General features: G+C 58.5%; 16 protein-coding genes and 2 pseudogenes. 12 read left to right on the top strand and 6 right to left on the bottom strand.

The features are described 5' to 3' along the window. From FJY67_02595 to FJY67_02560, 8 genes and pseudogenes are all read left to right on the top strand, one after another. The gene (locus FJY67_02595) at positions 1-879 is read left to right on the top strand and encodes an SCO family protein (GenBank protein MBM3328346.1); all 879 of its coding nucleotides are present in this window, start codon (positions 1-3) and stop codon (positions 877-879) included. A 75-nt stretch (positions 880-954) separates the two neighbouring features. Further along, positions 955-1,845, top strand: a pseudogene (gene coxB / locus FJY67_02590) (cytochrome c oxidase subunit II). Beyond that, positions 1,845-3,485, top strand: a complete 1,641-nt coding sequence (ctaD, locus tag FJY67_02585; GenBank protein MBM3328345.1) for a cytochrome c oxidase subunit I — start codon at positions 1,845-1,847, stop codon at positions 3,483-3,485. Before coxB ends, ctaD begins: the two are co-directional and overlap by 1 nt. 108 nt (positions 3,486-3,593) lie before the next feature. Then, a pseudogene (locus tag FJY67_02580) lies at positions 3,594-3,973 on the top strand (four helix bundle protein). Positions 3,974-3,985: 12 nt separating this feature from the next. Next, on the top strand, positions 3,986-4,663 hold the full coding sequence (locus FJY67_02575; protein MBM3328344.1) for a cytochrome c oxidase subunit 3 family protein: 678 nt from the start codon (positions 3,986-3,988) through the stop codon (positions 4,661-4,663). Between the two features lie 34 nt (positions 4,664-4,697). Next, the gene (locus FJY67_02570) at positions 4,698-5,102 is read left to right on the top strand and encodes an oxidase (GenBank protein MBM3328343.1); all 405 of its coding nucleotides are present in this window, start codon (positions 4,698-4,700) and stop codon (positions 5,100-5,102) included. A 187-nt stretch (positions 5,103-5,289) separates the two neighbouring features. Beyond that, entirely contained in the window at positions 5,290-5,706 is a 417-nt protein-coding gene (locus FJY67_02565) for a hypothetical protein (protein ID MBM3328342.1), read from the top strand. Positions 5,707-5,773: 67 nt separating this feature from the next. After that, positions 5,774-8,158: a hypothetical protein gene (locus FJY67_02560; GenBank protein MBM3328341.1), complete on the top strand. Its 2,385-nt coding sequence runs from the start codon at positions 5,774-5,776 to the stop codon at positions 8,156-8,158. A gap of 4 nt (positions 8,159-8,162) precedes the next feature. Here FJY67_02560 and purL read toward each other — a convergent pair whose 3' ends face one another. From purL to FJY67_02530, 6 genes are all read right to left on the bottom strand, one after another. Then, a complete protein-coding gene (purL, locus tag FJY67_02555) occupies positions 8,163-10,451 on the bottom strand; it encodes a phosphoribosylformylglycinamidine synthase subunit PurL (protein MBM3328340.1) in 2,289 nt (762 codons plus the stop codon). Positions 10,452-10,953: 502 nt separating this feature from the next. Beyond that, positions 10,954-11,799, bottom strand: a complete 846-nt coding sequence (locus FJY67_02550; GenBank protein MBM3328339.1) for an acetyl-CoA carboxylase carboxyltransferase subunit beta — start codon at positions 11,797-11,799, stop codon at positions 10,954-10,956. Then, entirely contained in the window at positions 11,786-12,319 is a 534-nt protein-coding gene (gene rimI / locus FJY67_02545) for a ribosomal-protein-alanine N-acetyltransferase (protein ID MBM3328338.1), read from the bottom strand. The genes FJY67_02550 and rimI overlap by 14 nt, the downstream gene beginning before the upstream one ends. A 4-nt stretch (positions 12,320-12,323) precedes the next feature. Continuing rightward, a complete protein-coding gene (gene folP, locus FJY67_02540) occupies positions 12,324-13,187 on the bottom strand; it encodes a dihydropteroate synthase (protein MBM3328337.1) in 864 nt (287 codons plus the stop codon). A gap of 15 nt (positions 13,188-13,202) precedes the next feature. Further along, the gene (locus FJY67_02535; protein ID MBM3328336.1) at positions 13,203-13,982 is read right to left on the bottom strand and encodes a hypothetical protein; all 780 of its coding nucleotides are present in this window, start codon (positions 13,980-13,982) and stop codon (positions 13,203-13,205) included. Positions 13,983-14,071: 89 nt separating this feature from the next. Continuing rightward, positions 14,072-15,193: a hypothetical protein gene (locus FJY67_02530; protein MBM3328335.1), complete on the bottom strand. Its 1,122-nt coding sequence runs from the start codon at positions 15,191-15,193 to the stop codon at positions 14,072-14,074. A 156-nt stretch (positions 15,194-15,349) separates the two neighbouring features. Here FJY67_02530 and FJY67_02525 point away from each other — a divergent pair, with 156 nt between their 5' ends. From FJY67_02525 to FJY67_02510, 4 genes are all read left to right on the top strand, one after another. Then, the gene (locus tag FJY67_02525) at positions 15,350-16,252 is read left to right on the top strand and encodes a 4-hydroxy-tetrahydrodipicolinate synthase (GenBank protein ID MBM3328334.1); all 903 of its coding nucleotides are present in this window, start codon (positions 15,350-15,352) and stop codon (positions 16,250-16,252) included. Continuing rightward, positions 16,249-16,965: a hypothetical protein gene (locus FJY67_02520; protein MBM3328333.1), complete on the top strand. Its 717-nt coding sequence runs from the start codon at positions 16,249-16,251 to the stop codon at positions 16,963-16,965. The genes FJY67_02525 and FJY67_02520 overlap by 4 nt, the downstream gene beginning before the upstream one ends. Before the next feature lies 1 nt (position 16,966). Beyond that, positions 16,967-18,100, top strand: a complete 1,134-nt coding sequence (locus tag FJY67_02515; protein ID MBM3328332.1) for a hypothetical protein — start codon at positions 16,967-16,969, stop codon at positions 18,098-18,100. A 95-nt stretch (positions 18,101-18,195) separates the two neighbouring features. Next, positions 18,196-19,851, top strand: coding sequence for a SpoIID/LytB domain-containing protein (locus FJY67_02510; GenBank protein ID MBM3328331.1), 1,656 nt, complete (start codon positions 18,196-18,198; stop codon positions 19,849-19,851). Positions 19,852-20,003: the final 152 nt, after the last annotated feature.

Genomic DNA, 20,003 nt, shown 5'->3' with positions numbered 1-20,003 from the left:
ATGCGGAATGCGGAATGCGGGTTGCAGAATGATGCGCGGGGAAGAGCTGCCGGTTTTCTGATTCTCATCCTGCCCGCGATCCTGTTTGCCCAGATAGCGGAGCACGTTCCTGATGACTTGCAGCGGATCGATGTCGTCGAACAGTACGGCGCCTCCCTCCCGCGCGACATCCTGCTGATCGCCAGTAACGGCGAGGCGGTCGAAATCGGATCGCTCCTGAAGGAGGACCAGCCGGTTCTGCTCGCCTTCTACTATGCAGACTGCCCGATGCTATGCTCAATGGTCCTGACCGGGCTTGGCAAGGGCATCCAAAGCGTTGCCTACCGGCCCGGGATCGACTACCGGATTGTCACCATCAGCATCGACCCGCGCGAGACGCCGGATAAGAGCGCGGCCGGCGAGACGCGTTACCGGGAGTATCTCCCAAGCGGATCTGGAAGCGATGGCTGGCAGTTTTTCACTGCAGACTCGGCTGCCATTGCGCGACTCGCGGACGCCGTCGGATTCCGGTTCTTCTACGTTCCCGAGCGCGACGAGTATGCCCACTCGGCCGTGGCGATGTTCCTGACGCCCGATGGCGTCCTGTCGCGCTACCTCTACGGTATCGAGTATAAAGAGCGCGACCTGAGGCTGGCGCTGCTGGAAGCATCCCAGGGCCGGATCGGCAGCACCGCCGAGCGTCTCCTGCTCTACTGCTTTCATTACGACCCGGCAGCCCGGGGCTATGTTCTCTTCGCCGGGAATTTGATGCGGCTCGGGGGAGCCATAACGGCTATTCTGTTAGTGTTTTTTCTTTGGCGCCTGAGGCGCGGGGAACTGCGGCGAGCCAAGACTCCCGCCGAAGTTCCGGGCGCACAGAGTCGCACGATAAGTCATTAGTAATCGGTCATAAGTTATTCCTTGAACTCCTCCGGATCATTCTGGCTGCCGCCTGCGGCTTCGACAACCGTGGGGGAAGTGGATCCCATTCTCCACTTTCTCTTCTGGATGTCGCTGTTCTTCTTCGTCCTGATCGTAGCGCTGGCGACCTATTTCACCTTGCGCTACCGACGTCGCGTCGAAGGCGAAGCGCTCCGTCCGGCACCGCATCACCCGCTCTGGCTCGAGGTCACCTGGGTAGTGATTCCGACGCTGCTGGTGCTCGTTATCTTCGTCTGGGGTTTTCGGGGTTACCTCAGGCTCTCGATCGTTCCGGCGGAAGCCTATGAAGTCAAAGTGAATGGTCAGAAGTGGTTCTGGTCGTTCGACTATGCTGAAGGAGCAGCCGTAGTTAACGAAATGGTCGTTCCGGTTGGCCGCAATGTAAAGTTGCTTCTCTCGTCGAAGGACGTGATCCACAGTTTCTTCGTCCCGGCGTTTCGCATCAAAAAGGACGTCCTGCCTAATCGATACTCCATTGCCTGGTTTCATGCCACGCAGGTGGGCGAATACGACCTCTACTGCACCGAATACTGCGGTTCGAAGCATTCGGCAATGCTGGGCAAGGTGAAGGTTGTCGGCGAGAGGGAATTTGCCGACTGGCTCGACGCTGCATCGAGTGCGGGCGAGGGCATGACCCCCGAGGAATATGGGGCGAAACTCTACCAGTCGAAGGCCTGCTACACCTGCCACTCGCTCGATGGCTCGCCGGGCAACGGGCCGACCTTCAAGGGCATCTTTGGGCACGACGTGAAACTCGCTGACGGGCGGTCGGTGATGGTGGATGAAAACTATATCCGGGAGTCGATCCTGACGCCGACAGCGAAAGTAGTGGCCGGCTTTCAGCCGATCATGCCGACCTATCAGGGGCTTCTCAAGGACCGTGAGATCGACGCGCTGGTGGCGTTCCTGAAAGGGCTGAAGTAATGGAGGGCAAAGTGGACAGTCTGGACGTGATGAACAGGATGGACGAGATGGACTCACGGGCTCGCCCTAATTACATCGAAGATGGCGGGAAAGGACTGCTCTCCTGGTTGACGACGCTCGACCATAAGCGGATCGGCGTTCTTTACCTGATCAGCATCTCGATCGCGTTCTTTCTCGGCGGCCTCTTTGCGCTCCTGATCCGCCTTGAACTCTGGCGGCCGGGCGGGCAGTTCATGAGTTCGGACGTCTATAACCAGATGTTCACGCTCCATGGCGCGATAATGATCTTCCTCTTCATTATCCCTTCGATTCCGGCAGCGCTGGGGAATTTCATAATGCCGCTCCAGATCGGCGCCAAGGACGTCGCCTTTCCCCGTCTCAATCTGGCCAGTTGGTATGTCTATATCTTCGGGGCTTGCTTCGCCGTTTATTCGATGGTGAGCGGCGCGGCGGACACCGGCTGGACGTTCTATACGCCTTATTCAACCGAGACCAACACCTCAGTCATTTCGATGACATTAGGCGCGTTTATACTCGGCTTTTCGTCGATCTTCACCGGCCTCAATTTCATTGTAACGATCCATAAGATGCGGGCTCCGGGGATGACCTGGGGCCGGCTGCCGCTCTTCGTCTGGGCAATCTATGCGACGGCTCTGATTCAGGTTCTTGCGACGCCGGTGCTGGGTATTACACTACTCCTGCTCGTTCTGGAACGCGCTTTTGGGATGGGAATCTTCGACCCTAAGATGGGCGGCGATCCGGTGCTCTTTCAGCACTTCTTCTGGTTCTACAGCCACCCGGCGGTTTACATCATGATCCTGCCCGGGATGGGGATCATCAGCGAACTGATCACCGCCTATTCCAAGCGCAATATCTTCGGCTACAATTCGGTTGCTGCATCGTCGCTCGGCATTGCGCTGCTCGGGTTCCTCGTCTGGGGACACCATATGTTCATTTCGGGTCAGTCGGAACTCTCGTCGGCGGTCTTTTCGTTTCTCACCTTTTTCGTCGGAATACCTTCGGCGGTGAAGGTCTTTAACTGGACGGCGACGCTCTACAAGGGTTCGATTCGCCTCGAAGCGGGAATGCTTTACGCGCTGGCGTTTCTCTTTCTTTTCAGCATCGGCGGTCTAACCGGCATCTTCCTCGGCACGCTCTCGGCGGACGTCCATCTGCACGACACCTATTTTGTAGTGGCGCATTTCCATTATGTGATGATGGGCGGGACGGTTATCGCGCTTTTGGGAGGCATCCACTACTGGTGGCCGAAGATGTTCGGGCGGATGTACAGTCGGTTCTGGGCGGTGATAGCATGGCTGCTCGTCTTCGTCGGCTTCAACCTCACCTTCTTCACGCAGTTCATCCTTGGAACCCGCGGAATGCCGCGACGCTATTTCGATTATTTGCCGCAGTTCACGCGCCTGCACGGATTCTCGTCGGTGGGAGCATTCATACTTGGCGCCGGGTTGACGATCATCGCTGTTTATCTGGTCGCATCGCTTTGGAAGGGCAAGCCGGCCGGCGACAACCCCTGGGGGGCTGAGACACTGGAATGGAAAACTTCTTCGCCGCCCCATCCGCACAATTTCACCCAAACGCCGGTGGTGCAGGGGGGACCGTATGAGTTCAAGAGGGGATGAGGGGAAAGGGGATGAGGGGATAGGGGATGAGGGGAAAGAGAAAAGGGTACATTTGTTTAATTGAATTTTCGATAAATCCAACTGATTCAAACTCAATAGTGAACAGAGATGGCAAAGATCGGATCTTTTAGAGAGTTGCAGGTTTGGCAGAAGGCAATGACCTTGGCCGAGTCCATTTATGTCCTAACCGGTCACTTCCCGAAGGAAGAAATTTATGGATTGACTCAACAGATGCGCCGGGCTGCCGCTTCAATCCCTGCAATATAGCCGGGGGATTCGGGCGTCATTCCCGTCCGGAGGACATTCACTCTCTTCATATTGCGCGTGGGTCATTGCTGGAAATCGAGACCCAACTCGAACTTGCCCGCCGTCTGCGTCTGATAGTCGAAGAACGTTTCGACGACCATTTCTCACGCTTGCGTGAGTTGGAAGCAATGCTGATGTCAATGATAATCAAACTTAGATCAAAGAGCGATTCAAAATCCTAACCTATGCAGTACATGGATACTTCGCATCCCTCATCCCCTCATCCCCTCATTCCCTCAGCCCCTCCCTCCTGGTTCCAGCACCACTTTGCGGATGCCGACCAACAGCGGGACGCGGCGAAACTCGGGATGTGGGTCTTCCTCCTGACCGAGGTGCTCTTCTTCGGCGGGCTTTTCTGCGCCTATGCGATCTACCGCGCCTGGAATCCGGGGATGTTCACTAACGCGCACCTGGCGCTCGACTGGCGGCTCGGCGGGCTCAACACGCTGGTGCTCGTCGCATCGTCGGTAACGATCGCGGTCGCGATCCGGTCGCTGCAACTTAACCGCCGCAGCGAAGCCGCCCGATTGCTGGTCGCAACCTGGCTCCTGGCCGCGACCTTTATGGTCATCAAGTATTTCGAGTACTCCCATAAGTTCCACGTCGGCCAGTTGCCCGGCAAGTTCTACACCTACACCGGCATCGAAGGCACCAATCCGCATGTCTTTTTCAGCATTTATTTCGGGATGACCGGGCTGCACGGACTACACGTGCTGGTCGGGATGGCAGTCATCGCCTGGCTCATCATTCGGACCCGACGGGGCGACTTTTCGAGCGCCTATTACACGCCGGTCGAGGTAACCGGCCTTTACTGGCACCTCGTCGATATGGTCTGGATCTTCCTCTTTCCACTGCTTTATTTAATAGGGTAATGGACGAAATGAACGAAATGGAAAGGGGTTTGAATTGAACCCTTCGGCACCTCATTCCGAACCGCACGTGATGCCGATGAAGATCTATCTCGGCATCGGCGGCGCGCTCTTTTTCCTCACCATCGTTACGGTTGCCGTGGCTCAGGTGCACTTGGGACCGCTCAACCTCATCGTAGCGCTTGCGGTGGCGGTTGTCAAGGCAACGCTGGTCGGGCTTTACTTCATGCACTTGAAGTATGATCACCGGCTCTACTCGCTGGTGTTCGTTTCGGCGGTAGTCTTCCTCGGCATCTTCATCACTTTGACGATGCTCGACACGACGCGTCGTGGCGACATCTACGAGCAGGTCGAGCATCCGATCCGGCCGGACGCGGTGATCTACCACCCGGCGCTGCCCGGGGATACGCTCCAGTCCAAAGTTCCAGCCGCGGGGCATTAGGGAGGGTTTGGGGGGTGAGCGCTCGAGGCTGACTTGCGATGAGATGTGCGCTCGGGCGGGATGACCGGCGAGATCTTTCCCGCGAGTCGCGTCCTGTCCATTGACAGGCAGCCTTTTGGGTGTTACTTTTCTTTCAGCATAGGCATCCGCCTGGGCCATCCGTAGATCCCAAACTGAGGACTGAACGATGGACCGACACTCAAACTTCACCTTCGCCGCGATGCTCCTGCTGGCGGCGATCACCCTCTTCACCGCGCCGGGGGAGGCGTTGGCGCAGGTAGAAGTCGCCGTGACTTTCGACTGGGGCCCCTTTATCGAATATGACGTTGAAGCCGAAATCATCGTTTTCAGCGGTCAGAACGAGGTCCACCGCGAACCTCTCCCTCCAAACACTGCTTACACCTTATGGACGACGACAATTACCAATGCCGAGGTTGCGCCGATCGACGCACCGACCAATTGGGTGATCACCTGGTGGGTGGATGAGGTGAACAACTACGCATTCATCTCCGGTGGCAACGAGGTGCCCCCCATAGAAGCCGAATGGGATTGGGAGGACATCGAACCTGATTGGGTCGATTACAGCGCGGGACCGCAGAGGTAGCATGCCATTGTAAGCGGGCATCAAGTGTGAAGTGATGCCCGCTTGCTGATTCAATGATCTATAGATAATGAGCCTTTATAAGTACATTTTGCCCTTAATATGTCCGGCATTGTCATTCGCCCAGGGCGCAGCACAGGTTGATCTTTACGACGCCGGTGAGGCAACTTTTGAGATTCTCAACGACCTCTTTCCTCTGGACAATGGCGGAATGGTTGCCGTAGGATCATCTCGCCTCGAGGCGTGGATTCTCAGGACCGATGAGGGAGGTGATATGGTCTGGCAGCGGGTTAGGGATGGCGAGAGATCAGATAACTACTCAGTTATAGAGACCAATGCCGGCAATATCCTCTATGGTGGCGAAATCGGCTTCCCAAACACCCGCTTCGTAGCCGGACTGCTTGCTGCTGACGGCGAGCAACTCTGGGAACGGACTTACGATGCCACTCGCTGCCAGGCTGTGATTGAACTTAAAGACGAGCGGTTCGTCCTCGCAGGAGGAGCCACGCGCTATTCGAGTTATATCGCGCTGACCAATTCCGATGGCGATCCAGTGTGGGAGCGCAATCTCGATCCGGACGGTTATCAAAGCGGTATCTTTGCCATTCGCGAAATGGAGGATGGAATCCTCGCTGCCGGGCGTCATGCCGATGCTCAAGGATCGAGGCTTTATGGCCGGATATGGAAGGTCGATTTTGATGGCGATGTTGACTGGTCTCGCGATTACATTATCGACGAGCATCGCTACTCTTCGACCACCTTTACGTCTATGATATCGAGTCGTAACGGCGGATATTACATTGGTGGAATTTGTCAGGTGGGGGAGTTGCGAGATCGAGGAGCTGTCTATCTCCTATATATAGAAAATAACGGAGACCTCATCTTTCAACGAGCCTATCGCCTTGAACGTGGTGGCAGCCCTGCCGGTGAGAGTCTGGCACAATTCGCAAACGGGACTTTGCTTCTCGTTGGTTGGTCGCATGCTCCGATTCTCGGAGGAGGTTCGGCTCATGTTCCGCTTGTGCTGCGCATCAATCCGGATGGAGAAGTCATAGATATCGCTGACTCGGTGGCGATGGCCGATCGCCTGACGCCGAATACACGAATTGACTACAAGTCTGTGGTGATTCGAAATGGACGGGAAGCCGTAATCGCAGGAACATTGAAGAACTGGGATGATGAAGAAAGTGGTGAAGACGGCGCATTAATCAGGCTCGAGCCTCTGATTTTAGGACTTGAGTTCTATCATATTTCACCTCCTGACTCAATCCTGACTCTTCTCAAGGATGAAGAATTCACATTCAGCGTTGGTGCCAGAAATCCCTGGCAGGCCGAAATGGAATATCGGTGGATGGTCGACGGAGAGCCAGCTGGTCAGGACACTATTCTGATATATACATTTCGAACTACCGGTGATATTCGCGCTTCCTGCCAGGTCTTGGCTGGAAATAGCGAGATAGAAACTGGCTGGCTCGTCCACGTCCGCGACCTGCTAATCGCCTCCCACACCCCCGATACACTTTCCATCACCCTCCAACGCAACAGCGAAATCGAATTCGCTCTCGACTCGGTTGCCTACATTGGCGATAGGGAGAACCTGCGGTATGAGTGGTTGCTCTACGACTCCGCAGCGGTGCGGTGGGAGGAAGTGGGAGGGGATGACCGGATCGGAATCCGGTCCTACGCGTTCGACTGGACGGGCGGGTATGCTCTGAAAGCCAGGGTCTTCGACCCGAATGTCGATCCGGTGCCTGCAGACAGCGTCCAGTGGGCGATTCAAGTGCGCGGCGTCATTCGGGCCTTCGAGCCGAATGTGCCCGAAATTTCCCTTGAGCCTCGTCAGGAAGCGACCTTCGAACTAATCCCCTTCAATGCCAACAACGACTCGATTGAGTTCTGGTGGACACTGGACGGAGCGGACACTTTATCCATTGAGTCCACTTTGTCCATTTCATTTCAAGACACCGGCAGGTATGTTGTGAGCGGGTATGCGCGGGAGCAGGTCGGCGAGGAGGAATGGGAGGAGGATGTGCAAAGATGGGCGGTGAATGTGGGAATGCTGAGTGTGGATGATTTTGGGTTGGATTCCGGCTTTCGCCGGAATGATGATCCCCTCATGATCTCGATTGCGCCGAATCCGTTTAACGACCAAGCGATGGTGACAGTTGATCTTGGAGGGCGGGCATTCCTGCCCGCCCTAAGGGCGGACAAGAATGTCCGCCCTCCAAGTGCACAGGTAGGGGGTCTCTTTCCTGTCCGGCTCAGCCTCTACGCGATAGACGGCAGGGAAATTCTCCGCCTCCACGACGGGCCCCTCTCGCCTGGCACGCATCAGTTCAGATTCTTCACTTCGTTCAGAATGACATCAGAAGTCAATATGCCATCGGGAGTCTATTTCCTCCGCCTTCAGTCCGGCTCCCATTCCCGCACCGTCAAAGCCGTCCTAATGCGTTAAGGCTTTATCCCTTCTGATTTTCCATCAATAAAGGAATCGACCTATAGTAGGCGTCAATGAGCAGGTTGAGTGGCAATTCGAAGACGTCTCTCCAATTCAACGAACTACCGCCTGTCCGACCGATTTGCCGGGCTGCGACGCTGTTCTCCCGGGTTAGACTCTCAAACTGCGCCGCACTCTCCGCCCTCACGCTCACCACTACCAAGCCTGGCGGTTCGCCGAATAGATGCGCCGCAGTGGATCTCTCTACCGGGTAATCAATAGTTGCTCCATACACCGTCTTCGAATCAAAAGTCCATTCTGCATTTTGCACTCTGCATTCTGCATTCATAATGCAACATTCCGCCAGTGCTACCGCGAGACCACCATCGGATACATCGTGCGCGGAACGGATCAATTTTGCCTTGGCCGCAGAAACGAGCAGGTTATGAAGACATCGCTCCGCGACAAAGTCGGGCACTGGGAGCGCTCCCGCCATCAAATGGTGAACGGCATTCAGGTAACTACTCCCCCCCAGACCGTGACCTGATGCCGTGCCGAGTAAGTAAATAAGGTCACCTTCGCTCTGGAAATATCCCGGGACGAAGTCGCGCACATCGTCGAGGAGCCCCAACATACCGATGACCGGTGTTGGAAGGACGGCTTCGCCTTCCGTTTCGTTGTAGAAACTGACGTTCCCACCGGTCACCGGCGTTTCGAGCGCGCGGCAGGCTTCGCCCATACCGGCAACGGCTTCACGAAAGAAATGATATACCTCGGGTTTGTAAGGATGCCCGAAGTTGAGGCAGTTGGTCACTGCCAGCGGGAGCGCGCCGGTGCAAGCAACATTGCGAGCAGCTTCGACGACCGCAAGCGCCGTCCCGACACGAGGATCGATGCGCACTTTGCGACCGTTGCCGTCGGTCTTGAGTGCCAAGCCCTTGGTCGTTCCTTCGACGCGGACAACCGCTGCATCGCCGCGCCCCGGCTCGAGCACCGTGTTGGTCCGAACCGACTGGTCGTATTGCTCGAAGACCCACCATTTAGAGGCGATGTCAGGATGGGCAAGCAGGTTCAGGAGCGTTGCTCCCGGATCGGCCGGATCGGGCAGCATCAGCGGATCGAATTCGGTCAGCGCATCGAGCGTAGCCGGAGGGCGCGAATCGCGGCGGTATTGCGGTGCGCCTCCACCGAGCGCCAGTGACTTCGCCGGGATATTTGCGACTTCGATGCCGTGCCTCATTATACGGAGCCGTTCGTCATCGGTGACCGTCCCCACTTTTACGGCACTTAAGTCCCATTTGCCAACGGTGCGGACGATTTCCTCTTCCCGACCGGCTTTTGCCACGAGCAGCATCCGCTCCTGTGATTCGGAGAGCATGATCTCCCACGCCTCCATATCGTTCTCGCGGAGCGGCACCCGGTCGAGGTCAAGAGACATCCCCACACCGCCGGCGGCGGACATTTCGGAAGACGAACAGGAAAGTCCTGCCGCGCCCATGTCCTGAATGGCGACGAGAGCGTCGGTCGCGGCCAGTTCCAGAGTTGCTTCAAGGAGCAGTTTTTCGGCGAAGGGATCGCCCACCTGCACCGAGGGGCGCTTCGCTTCGTTATCGGCGGAGAGTTCATCGGAAGCGAAGGTCGCGCCGTGGATGCCGTCGCGACCGGTGCGGGAGCCTATGTAATAAACCGGATTGCCGGGACCGGCCGCCTTGGCGCGGCAAATACAGTCGGTGCGAACGATGCCGACGGCCATGGCATTGACCAGTGGGTTGCCGGAATAGGAGGAATCGAACGCCACCTCCCCGGCAACGGTCGGCACCCCGAAGCAGTTCCCGTAATGCCCAATGCCGCGGACTACGCCGTCGAAGAGGTAGGCTTGCCGCGACTTATCGCGGCCTTCGGGAATGCCGAAGCGGAGGCTGTCGAGCACCGCGATAGGCCGCGCGCCCATCGTAAAGATGTCTCGCAGGATACCCCCGACACCGGTAGCCGCACCCTGGAACGGCTCAACTGCCGAGGGGTGATTGTGCGATTCGATCTTGAACGCCACCGCCCAGCCGTCGCCGATATCGACCAGCCCGGCGTTCTCTTCACCGGCTTGGGCGAGCAGCCGTCCGCCGGAGCGGGGCAGCGTCTTCAGTTCGAGGATCGAGTTTTTATATGAGCAGTGCTCCGACCACATCACGGCGTAGATTGCCACTTCGGTCAGATTCGGCTCACGGCCTAAAGTTTCGCAGATGCTCGCGAACTCCTCCGCGGTCAGACCCTGGGCTAAGGCTGCGGTGAGGAGGGGATTAGGATCAGGGGACAAGGGGACAAGGACTTGAATAATGAACCTAAAATGTATAACAGGATTCCAATCCTGTCAATGAATAGTGGACTGGAGTGGTGAACTAATGGTGACTTGCAGTAATGCCAGATATTTCGAGAGTCGTCACCGTGAAGGCGGGAACCCAGCCAGGTCAACTTCATCTGGATGCCCGCTTTCACAGGCAAGACGATCGGTGCCTTTTGCGCTTATCTTCTCAAGCAGATATTAGGCAGGATCCAAGTTCGCATTCTAACACCACTTACAGCGATTATCTAAAATTTGAAAACCCCCCCTGCGCTATTTCAAAAATTACTATCTTTTGAAATAGCGCAGGGCCGCCTTTGCCTTCTCACTCCCGCAGCAGCAGCGCCTTGGCAGAGTCTGCAGCCCCTCTGCTTCCAGTCGCACCACATCTTATCCCTCACATGCCGGACGAAGCCGTCCGGCACACATTTAAACTGGCAATCTTCAACAAAAACACCACTCACACCTTCCCCCCCTATCAACTCCTTCCCATCAAGTGCCCCAACAGCGTCCCGACCGTCTGCTTCAACTTTACTCGCTCGACGACCATGTCGAGGAAGCCCTTTTCGAGCAGGAACTCCGAGGTCTGGAAACCTTCCGGCAGGTCCTGCCCGATGGTCTGCTTGATTACCCTTGGCCCGGCAAAGCCGATCAAGGCACGCGGCTCGGCGATGTTGACGTCGCCGAGCATGGCGAAACTGGCGGTTGTTCCGCCGGTCGTCGGATTGGCGATGATAGAGATATAGGGCTTCCGGGCGCGGGATAATTTAACCAATGCCGCCGAGACCTTGGCCATTTGCATTAGGCTGAATACGCCCTCCTGCATTCGCATCCCGCCGGAACAGGATACTGTTACCAGCGCGTTGCCGCCGGCGATGGCGCGGTCGATTGCCCGGGCCAATTTCTCGCCTACTGCCGACCCGACGCTCCCGCCCATAAAGGAGAAGTCCATGACTCCTAACTCGACCGGTTGCTCCATAAGGGATCCCGACACACACCGGATCGCGTCGCCGAGTCCGGTCGCAGCCATCGATTTGACGATCCGGTCGCTATACTTGGCGCTGTCGCGGAACTCAAGGGGGTCGGTCGAGTGAAGTTTCTGGTCGTGCTCGACGACGCTTCCTGAATCGAGCAGCAGATCGATGAAGACCTGCGCCGGGACGCGGAAATGGTAGCGGCATTTGGGGCAGACTTCGAGGTTGCGCGAAAGTTCCTTGCGGTAGAGGATTTCACCGCACGAATCGCACTTCAACCATACGCCGTCCGGCACCGGACGCTTTTCGTCCGAGGTGAGTTTCTCCCGGTCGCGCTTAAACCAGGCCATAAGGCTTGTCAGTTTCCGATTTGGGGGTCAAAGTCAGCATCAGCACCAGTGCATCCTCCTGGCCGCGATAGTAGCCCGGCAGGATGCGTCCGGTGCGAAACTGCAACTTGCGATAAAGGGCTCGCGCCGGATTATTCGAGCGGCGGACTTCAAGCCGGATGCGGATGGCGCCGGACACTCTGGCATAGGCAATGAGCCGTTCAACAAGCAACCGTCCTAACCCGCGACGCCGCCACAGTTCGGCGATTGCAAGGTTGGCCAGATGCACTTGAACGCGCTCCCGCATGGCTACGAGGTAGCCGGCAAGGTGCCCGTCCGCTTCAGCCACCCAGCAGATGTCGCCGGACGCGATAGCCTGCTCAAACCACTCCCCGGGCCAGGGGTCGTCGAACGCCAGGCATTCGATAGTTCGCACCTGGCCGATGTCGTCGATGCGCAGCGGGCGTATCAGGACGATCTGCCCGCCCGGAAGAAGGGTGGTCTCCACTCCCGGGAACGACGTCAGCCGTCGCGCAGCCACCGTCCTATCCTGCTACCGGCCAAACGGCGTGACCGGAACGGATAGCATCGGCGATCTTCAATGCTTCAACGGTCGCGGCGACATCGTGCACCCGAACGACATCGGCGCCCCGTCCAGCCAGAGATGAGATGGTCGCCAGGGTTCCGTTAGTTCGCTCGCCGACAGGTCGTCCGGTAAGAAGCCCGATGAACGACTTGCGCGAGACGCCTAACAAGACTCCGGCAGCGATCCCTTGCAAAGCGGTGAGGTTCTTTAGGAGCAACAGGTTGTGCTCAAGCAGTTTGCCGAAGCCGATCCCGGGATCGACCATTATCCTTTCCCGCGCCACCCCGGACTGCTCGAAGCGCACAGTCGCACCCTTCAGGTAGTCGCCCACTTCGCGGACGACGTCGTTGTAACGGGGGTTCTTCTGCATATCGCGCGGAGTTCCCTGGATGTGCATCAGGACGACGCCGGCTGTTGAATCCGCGACTACCCTGGCCATATCGGAATCGAACGTCCCGGCGCTGATGTCGTTGACAATGGAAGCCCCAACCTTGATCGCCTCCCGGGCGACGGACGACTTGCAGGTGTCGATGGAGACGGGGATCGAGACCTCGCCGGCCAGGGCTTCGATTACCGCGAGGACCCTCCGCAGTTCCTCACCCGCCGGCACCGGCTCGCTGCCGGGACGGGTTGACTCCCCTCCCACATCGAGGATATCGGCGCCTTCGGAGGCGAGTTGCAGTCCCCGGGCGATGGCCGCCTCCTGTTCGAAGGCAAGCCCACCGTCGGAGAACGAATCGGGCGTTACGTTGACGATGCCCATCACCAGCGTCCGCTCTCCGAGCGTAAGGTCGAATTGTCCTGCCTTGAAGTGCCGGGTCATCGCAACATTCGCCTGTTACGAGCCAAAGAGCCGTTCGGCATAGACAATGCGCACCTCCCGCCCAATGCCAGCGCCGCCACGGGCTGCAGTAGGCTGGTTCAACAGGATGTCGCGGAAGATCAGATCGACGGCTAACTGCCGTCCGATCAACCAGCGGGCGGCGGCATTTAGGTAACCTCGCGAAAGACCGAGCGATCGCGGGTCATTTCGGTCGTCGAGCGCACCGGTGAACTCGCCCAGCAAGGCGAGCGTTGCAAAGAGTCGGTAGTCAAATCCGGCAAAGGCGTCGAGCCGCTTTGGGCCCTCCTCCTGCGGATTCCGGTTGACGCCCCCGATCCAACTGATCTCACCCAGACTGCCCATCGCAAAGTTCTTGGCTAGCGCTGCGTAAAGGCCTTTGGCTTTGAAACGATACCGCGCCAGGCTGTCGTTCCACGCGCCCTGGCCCTGGCTGTCGTAGCCGATGGCAAGGGCGGGGATGAAGATCGATTCATTTAGCAATCGCAGCGAAGCCCGCACCCCCGGTGCTGGATTCCAGTCGGGCTTCTGGTATCCAATTACTCCATCGCCTCCGTAGGAGAGGCCGATGGCAAACCGCTCGAAAATGCCGACATCGAAGGCTGCGAGCGCACCTCCGTCGGGCGAAAGTTTCAGGGCGAACTCATATCCTCCAGATGCCGGCCCACCGGGAACGGGAGCATCGATGAGCCGTTCGAGGGGACGGGATTGGAAGTCCTGAGCCGGGAGCGGCAAGGCGAACAGGAGAGCCAGCAGTCCAAAGACTACAAGTCTCAATTGCACGGGGGGTCGGTTTAGGTCTCTATGAGAGGATTTTAGAAACTCGGATCGCTCGCCGAGACGCGGAGATCGCGGTGTATTGGCGCTCATTCCTCAATCAACTCCACGTTGGCTCGCGGCAGGATGATGCGCTCCCCATCGCCGAGATCGGCTTCGAGAACCCGCACCTTGGCGCCTGATTCGAGGAGTTGCAATTCCGCCGGCAGCCCCGTTACCCGACCGATCCTTCCGAACCAGGGCTGGCGAATGACCCGAATGACGTCATCGATGTCGAGCCCGCCGGACTCTTTCGCTTCACCGTCGCCGCTAACAGCCGTCTCGATCGGGATGATCACTTCGGGCCGGATGACTCCGGCACGAATCTGGGTGGCGCCCGAGACGGAGGCGCCCCGTCCCTCATTTTCCTTCAGGAGGCCAAAGGTTCGTGCTGCCATCGCAATATCCCCGAAGCCTTCGGTAAGGATGAGTGTGGCACCGACCTCCTCGTGCCCGGTGATGGCGACGCCTTGCTCGTAGCCGAGAAGCCGCTTCAAGTCGTTGTTGAGAAAACCTCCCGCGACGACCGCGACTGCGCCCTTTTCGACCGCCTTGCGAAAGCCTTCGAGCGTCACCCGTCTTCCACCGACGAGGATCATTCCGGCGACATCGCCGGTGATGTCTGCAGCATCGAGCGGCCGGTCGGGTGAGGCGACCATCATTCGGATCGTCCCGTGCCGCTCACCGCCGATGCCGAAGATCCCCTGAATGAACGCGCCGCGGCACTCGATTTCGATCCCTTCACCGGGAAAGACCTGCGACACAGTGCCGTCGATATAGGCTGAGACCTCAACCGGAATCGGCGGTTCGCGAAGGATTAACTGGCCCGTAACCGGCGAAGCCGATTCGAGCGTCCCGACGATCGGCGAGTGCACCCGGCTCTTGAAGAGGCCGAAGAAACTCGACGCGCACGCGATCTCCTGGTCTTTTGCGACGGGCGAACCGGGTTTCAGCAAAAGTGCGGTTTCGATGTCGGCGGGCAGAATACCGAGTTGACCGCAACAGTTGAGAGGGTGGACGTTGCCGGGTAGTTCTGTGCGGGCGACAACCTGACGTGCAGCAGCGAGGTCGCCGATTTGGACGAGGACGTCGCCGCGCAAGGGGAGGCGCCGTTCTTTGACAATGCGCGTCTGTCGGGCGACACGCAGACCGGGGGTGTAGGAGTGAGCCATGTGAATGATGTGGTGCTTCGCTTCGACCAGAGCCGAAGAACATAGACCTAAAGTATAACACCTTTCCCTTCCCCGACGCAAGGCGCTCCCGACCGCAGCCATCACCACGCTAACCTGCGCTTGACAATAGCAGCAAGGAATGCTATATTGCGGCTTATGTCTCGCCAGTCGTTAAGTGCCGGCCAACTTGCCGGAGTCTGGACCGCGCTTGTAACGCCCTTTACCCGCGGTCGGATAGATACCGGACGACTCGGCGAACTGGTCGAACAAGCCGCCGGAGCCGGACTAACCGGCGTTGTTCCCTGCGGCACAACAGGGGAATCACCATCACTTGAGCGCCGCGAATGGGAACTCGTCGTAGGGACTGTCGTCAATTCCGCCAGCGGTCGGCTAAAGGTCATCGCCGGAGCCGGCACCAATAACACCCGTCATACCATCGAACTTATCCATCGCGCTGCCGAACTCGGTGCCGATGGCGTCTTAATCGTTGTTCCTTATTATAATAAGCCGACTGGGGAGGGTCTAAGGCGCCACTTTCTCGCCGCTGCAGAAGCCTCTCCCGTCCCGATGGTGCTCTATCACATTCCCACCCGTAGCGGAACCGGATTATCGATCGGACTGACCCTCGAACTGGCGCGGCATCCCAATATCATCGGCATCAAAGATGCCGGTGGTGAAGTTCGGCGGGTTGCCGAAATCGCACGACAAGTGCCAATGGAGTTTGCGGTCTTATCCGGCGACGATCCGCTGACCCTGCCGATGATGGCCATTGGAGCAACCGGGGTCGTATCGGTGGTGTCGAACCTGAAGCCCAGGACAGTCGGGCAACTTGTAGCGTTGGCTTTGAGGGGGCAGTTTTCCGAGGCGCTTTCGATCGACCGGGCACTCGCGCCGCTCTATGAGGCGCTCTTCCTCGAGACCAATCCGGCGCCGGTCAAGGAGGCAATGAACCTTGTAGGCTTGCGGGTGGGGCCGGTCCGGTTGCCATTGGCTCCGGTAGCGAGTGCTACCCGGGCCCGGATCCGAGCGGCGCTTGCAGCGACCGCTCACCTCGAATGACGAGCGTCCTGCTCTTCGGCATCTGCGGTCGGATGGGCCGCCTATCGGCAGAGACTATCGCTGATGCGGTAGATCTCTCCCTTGCCGGAGGCATCGAGCGGCCGGATCATCCCGATGTCGGCAGCCAGTTATGCGGCGTCGAAGTGCTCGCCGATGGAGGTGCTTTGCCTACAGCCGACGTCTGGCTCGACTTCAGCCTTGCAGGGGCTGCCATCGAGCATTCCCGTCGCGCAGCAGAGTGGGGCAAGCCCTTGATCGTAGCCGCAACCGGATTCGGGCCTGAGATCGAAGCGCACTGGAAGGAGATTTCCAGGTTTGTGCCGTTCCTGATAGCGCCGAATCTATCTTCAGGAGCTCGGGTGCTGGAGACCCTTGCGATTCAGGGGGCAACGCTCCTGGGGGGGGAGTATGACATTGCCCTCTCGGAACTGCACCATAAGGCTAAAGCCGACGCTCCGTCCGGCACCGCGCATCGTATAGCGGCGAGGGTGGAGGCAGCGACGGGGACTAACGTGCCGATAGTCTCCCAGCGCGGCGGCGGTGCGACAGGCGAGCATGTCGTTCGCTTCCTCGGCGCCGACGAAGAAGTTATCCTGATCCACCGCGCCTGGTCGCGCAAAGCCTTCATCAGCGGTATCGCCGGAGCCGTCCGGTTCATTGTGAAGCAGGCTCCGGGGCTATACAGCATGAACGATCTTCCGGCTGAGGCGTAAAATGGCGTTGGTGGTGATGAAGTTCGGCGGGAAACTGCTCGAATCACCGGCGCGTATCGGGCGGGCGGCGGGCTACATCGTATCAGCCTACAGGTCCGGCGACCGGCCGGTGGTCGTTGTCTCGGCACCCGGCCGAACGACCGATTACTTTATGCGCTTGGCGCGGCGTGTCGCCGCGCATCCCGACGAGCGGGAACTCGACATGCTACTTTCGACCGGTGAGCGATTGGCGATGGCGCTCCTTGCAATGGCCATAAATGCCACCGGCGAGGCTTTTGCAGTCTCGTTTACCGGGTCGCAAGTAGGCATTATCACCGACACCCGGCACACCGACGCCACCATCATCGACGTCAAAGGCGACCGCGTTCGCGACGCCCTCGAACAAGGTCGCATTCCGATTGTTGCCGGCTTCCAAGGGGTCTCGACCGAGCGCGAGATCACCACCCTTGGCCGGGGGGGGTCGGATGCGACAGCGGTTGCCCTCGCCGCTGCCTTGAAGGCCGATCGATGCGAGTTGATCAAGGAGGCCGGAGGTCTTTTCACTGCCGATCCGATGATCGTGGGAAGCGCCCGGCCGATTCGGGAAATCGATTACGAAGGATTGGAGCGGATGGCTTCGACGGGTGCGCGAGTCGTTCAAACGCGGGCCGCAGCGATCGCCCGTCAATGGCAGGTGCCGCTCGCGATCAAGGGACTCGAGTCGCAGGGAACCCGGGTCGTGGCGCATCCGAGTCTTGAGGGGCCGGCAACCGCCATAACTTTGGCGCGGAGTCTGCACTGGAGTCGCGGCAGTTCAGCGAAAGTTCCGGGATCAGGCGAGTACCTACTCCATTTCACGCACGGGAGCGAAGTTTGGTCCCTCATCCGAGCCGCCGGTGCGGGAGATGTCGACCTGGTTACCCTGATCGGATGGAGCGGGGGTGTCCCGGGCAACATTCCCGGTGAACTGATCGCTCTGCTCGACGGGAATGGTTTGACCCGTCTCGCATTGGTCGCTCAACCCGGCATCGTGTCAGTCGTCGTTAAATCGCCCCAAGGCGAGGCTGCCGCCCGTCTTCTACACGACCTTGCCGACCGGTTCGGCTGGCTCGGTCGGGATGTCAAACCGCTGCCCGCAGTAGCCGGCGGATTGTGAGTTCGAGATTTTCCCTTGCTTACCGGACGGTCGTCGCGTTTATCCCTGCGACCTTCCTGTTAAGCGCCTGTAGCAAGCGTTTCTTAGAGGAACCAATGGCCAAGCCGAAGCCGCGATTTGTAGCGGCCGATACTACCATCGCACCGCGTCGCGCCGAAAAAGCCTATCGGCGCGATCTGCGAGGTCCCGACCCGATCGTTCGCGTCGGCATCATGGAAGAATACGACCGCATCGAATTCTCGGTCGATGGCCCCTTCGATCTAATTGGCAAAGGAGGTGTGGTGATCGCCTCCGCAGTGTCATCGCAGTCGCGCTGGATGGTGCTCCCCGATGAGACCGACGAAGCCCGTGTTGCGTTCAGTATACTGACCACCGCTTTTGCCGACCGCGATTCGGCCGATAGTCTGCGTGACCGCCTCATCACCGAGGGCCATCCGGCACGGGTTGCCGAGATCGGCGATCAAGTCTATATCGACGGGCGCCTCATCGCTGACAACGTCAAATACCGCGTCCTGGTCGGACGGTGGCCCACCGAAAAGGAAGCCAAGGGCGGACTGGAGCCGTTTCGCGAGGAGTTTGCCCCCCGCGTCATTCGCCAGGTCGTCCGTCCGGCAACCGGGTCCCTCGACATCGTCGAGGAAGCTGACAGCAGCGGACGACGATTCAAAGCCTCCGACGGCTTCCGTATCGCCACTGCGGGCGAAGCCACTCAGGTAACGCTTTACGACGTCCGCGAAGGCACCGGCTTTCACTGGGAACGTGAAGTGGATCGGAAATACCCCGGCGTGATCGAAATCGCCGTCGATCACCGTGCGCTTCTCATGGCCTATACCGAACTGCCGCTCGAACTTTACCTGAAGGGTGTCGTACCGTCGGAAATGCCGGCTTCGTATCCGCTCGATGCGCTTAAGGCCCAATCTATTGCCGCGCGCAGCGAAGTCCTTGCCAAGATGGGAGCCAAGCACCCCAACGACCCGTTCGACCTATGCGCTCACGTGCACTGTCAAGCCTACACCGGAAGCACTAACGACGATAAGCGCGCTGCCAAGGCCGTCGAAGAGACGCGCGGTATGGTGCTGATGCTGAACCACGCAGTCGCCGAAGCGGTCTATTCCTCGACCTGCGGCGGACACAGCGAAGACAAGGTGAACGTCTGGAATCCACCCGATGCACCGCACCTTAAGGGGCGTTGGGATGCCGACCAGCCGGTGGCAGGCCTGGAGGGGATCGATCTTTCAAGCGAGCGGCAAATTGCCCGGTGGGTCGAAGCGAAGCCGAAGGTCTGGTGCAATACCGCTGCTTTCGGCGACCTTCCGACGATTCTGCAGAAGGCGTCGGACAACTTCCGGTGGGAGGTAACCTACACCCGCCGGGAGTTGGAGGATATCATCAAGCGTAAGTCGGGCGAAGACATCGGCCAGTTGATCGACGTCGTCCCAATCCGGCGCGGCATTTCGGGACGGCTGATGGAGATCGAGATTCAGGGCACCAAGAAGAACCTTCGCATTCAGCGCGAACTGAACATCCGCGCGACGCTCAGCCTACGCTATCTAAAAAGCGCTTGCTTTGCGATTATCGTCGAGTATGGCGAGGATGGCCGGCCGATTAATTTCCATCTGAAGGGCGCCGGTTGGGGGCATGGGGTCGGGATGTGTCAGGTGGGTGCAGGGGTTATGGCGTCGCAGGGCAAGAAGTTTAAGGACATCCTGACACACTACTACCCCGGCACAAAGGTCGATAAGGTCTATTGAATGTGGAATGTCGAATGTAGATTTTAGTGCTTATCCGTAAATAATTGACTTTTCGTCAATCGTTCCTTATATTGTTTCCCAAGGTGTTCAAACGGGGGTCTTATGCCTCGCATCGAATCTTGGGAAGTGTCAGATGCCTTCTGGCAACGCGT

It is taken from the genome of Calditrichota bacterium (assembly GCA_016867835.1).
Taxonomy (GTDB): Bacteria; Electryoneota; AABM5-125-24; order Hatepunaeales; family Hatepunaeaceae; genus VGIQ01.
This window is presented reverse-complemented; position numbering and strand designations above follow the sequence as displayed.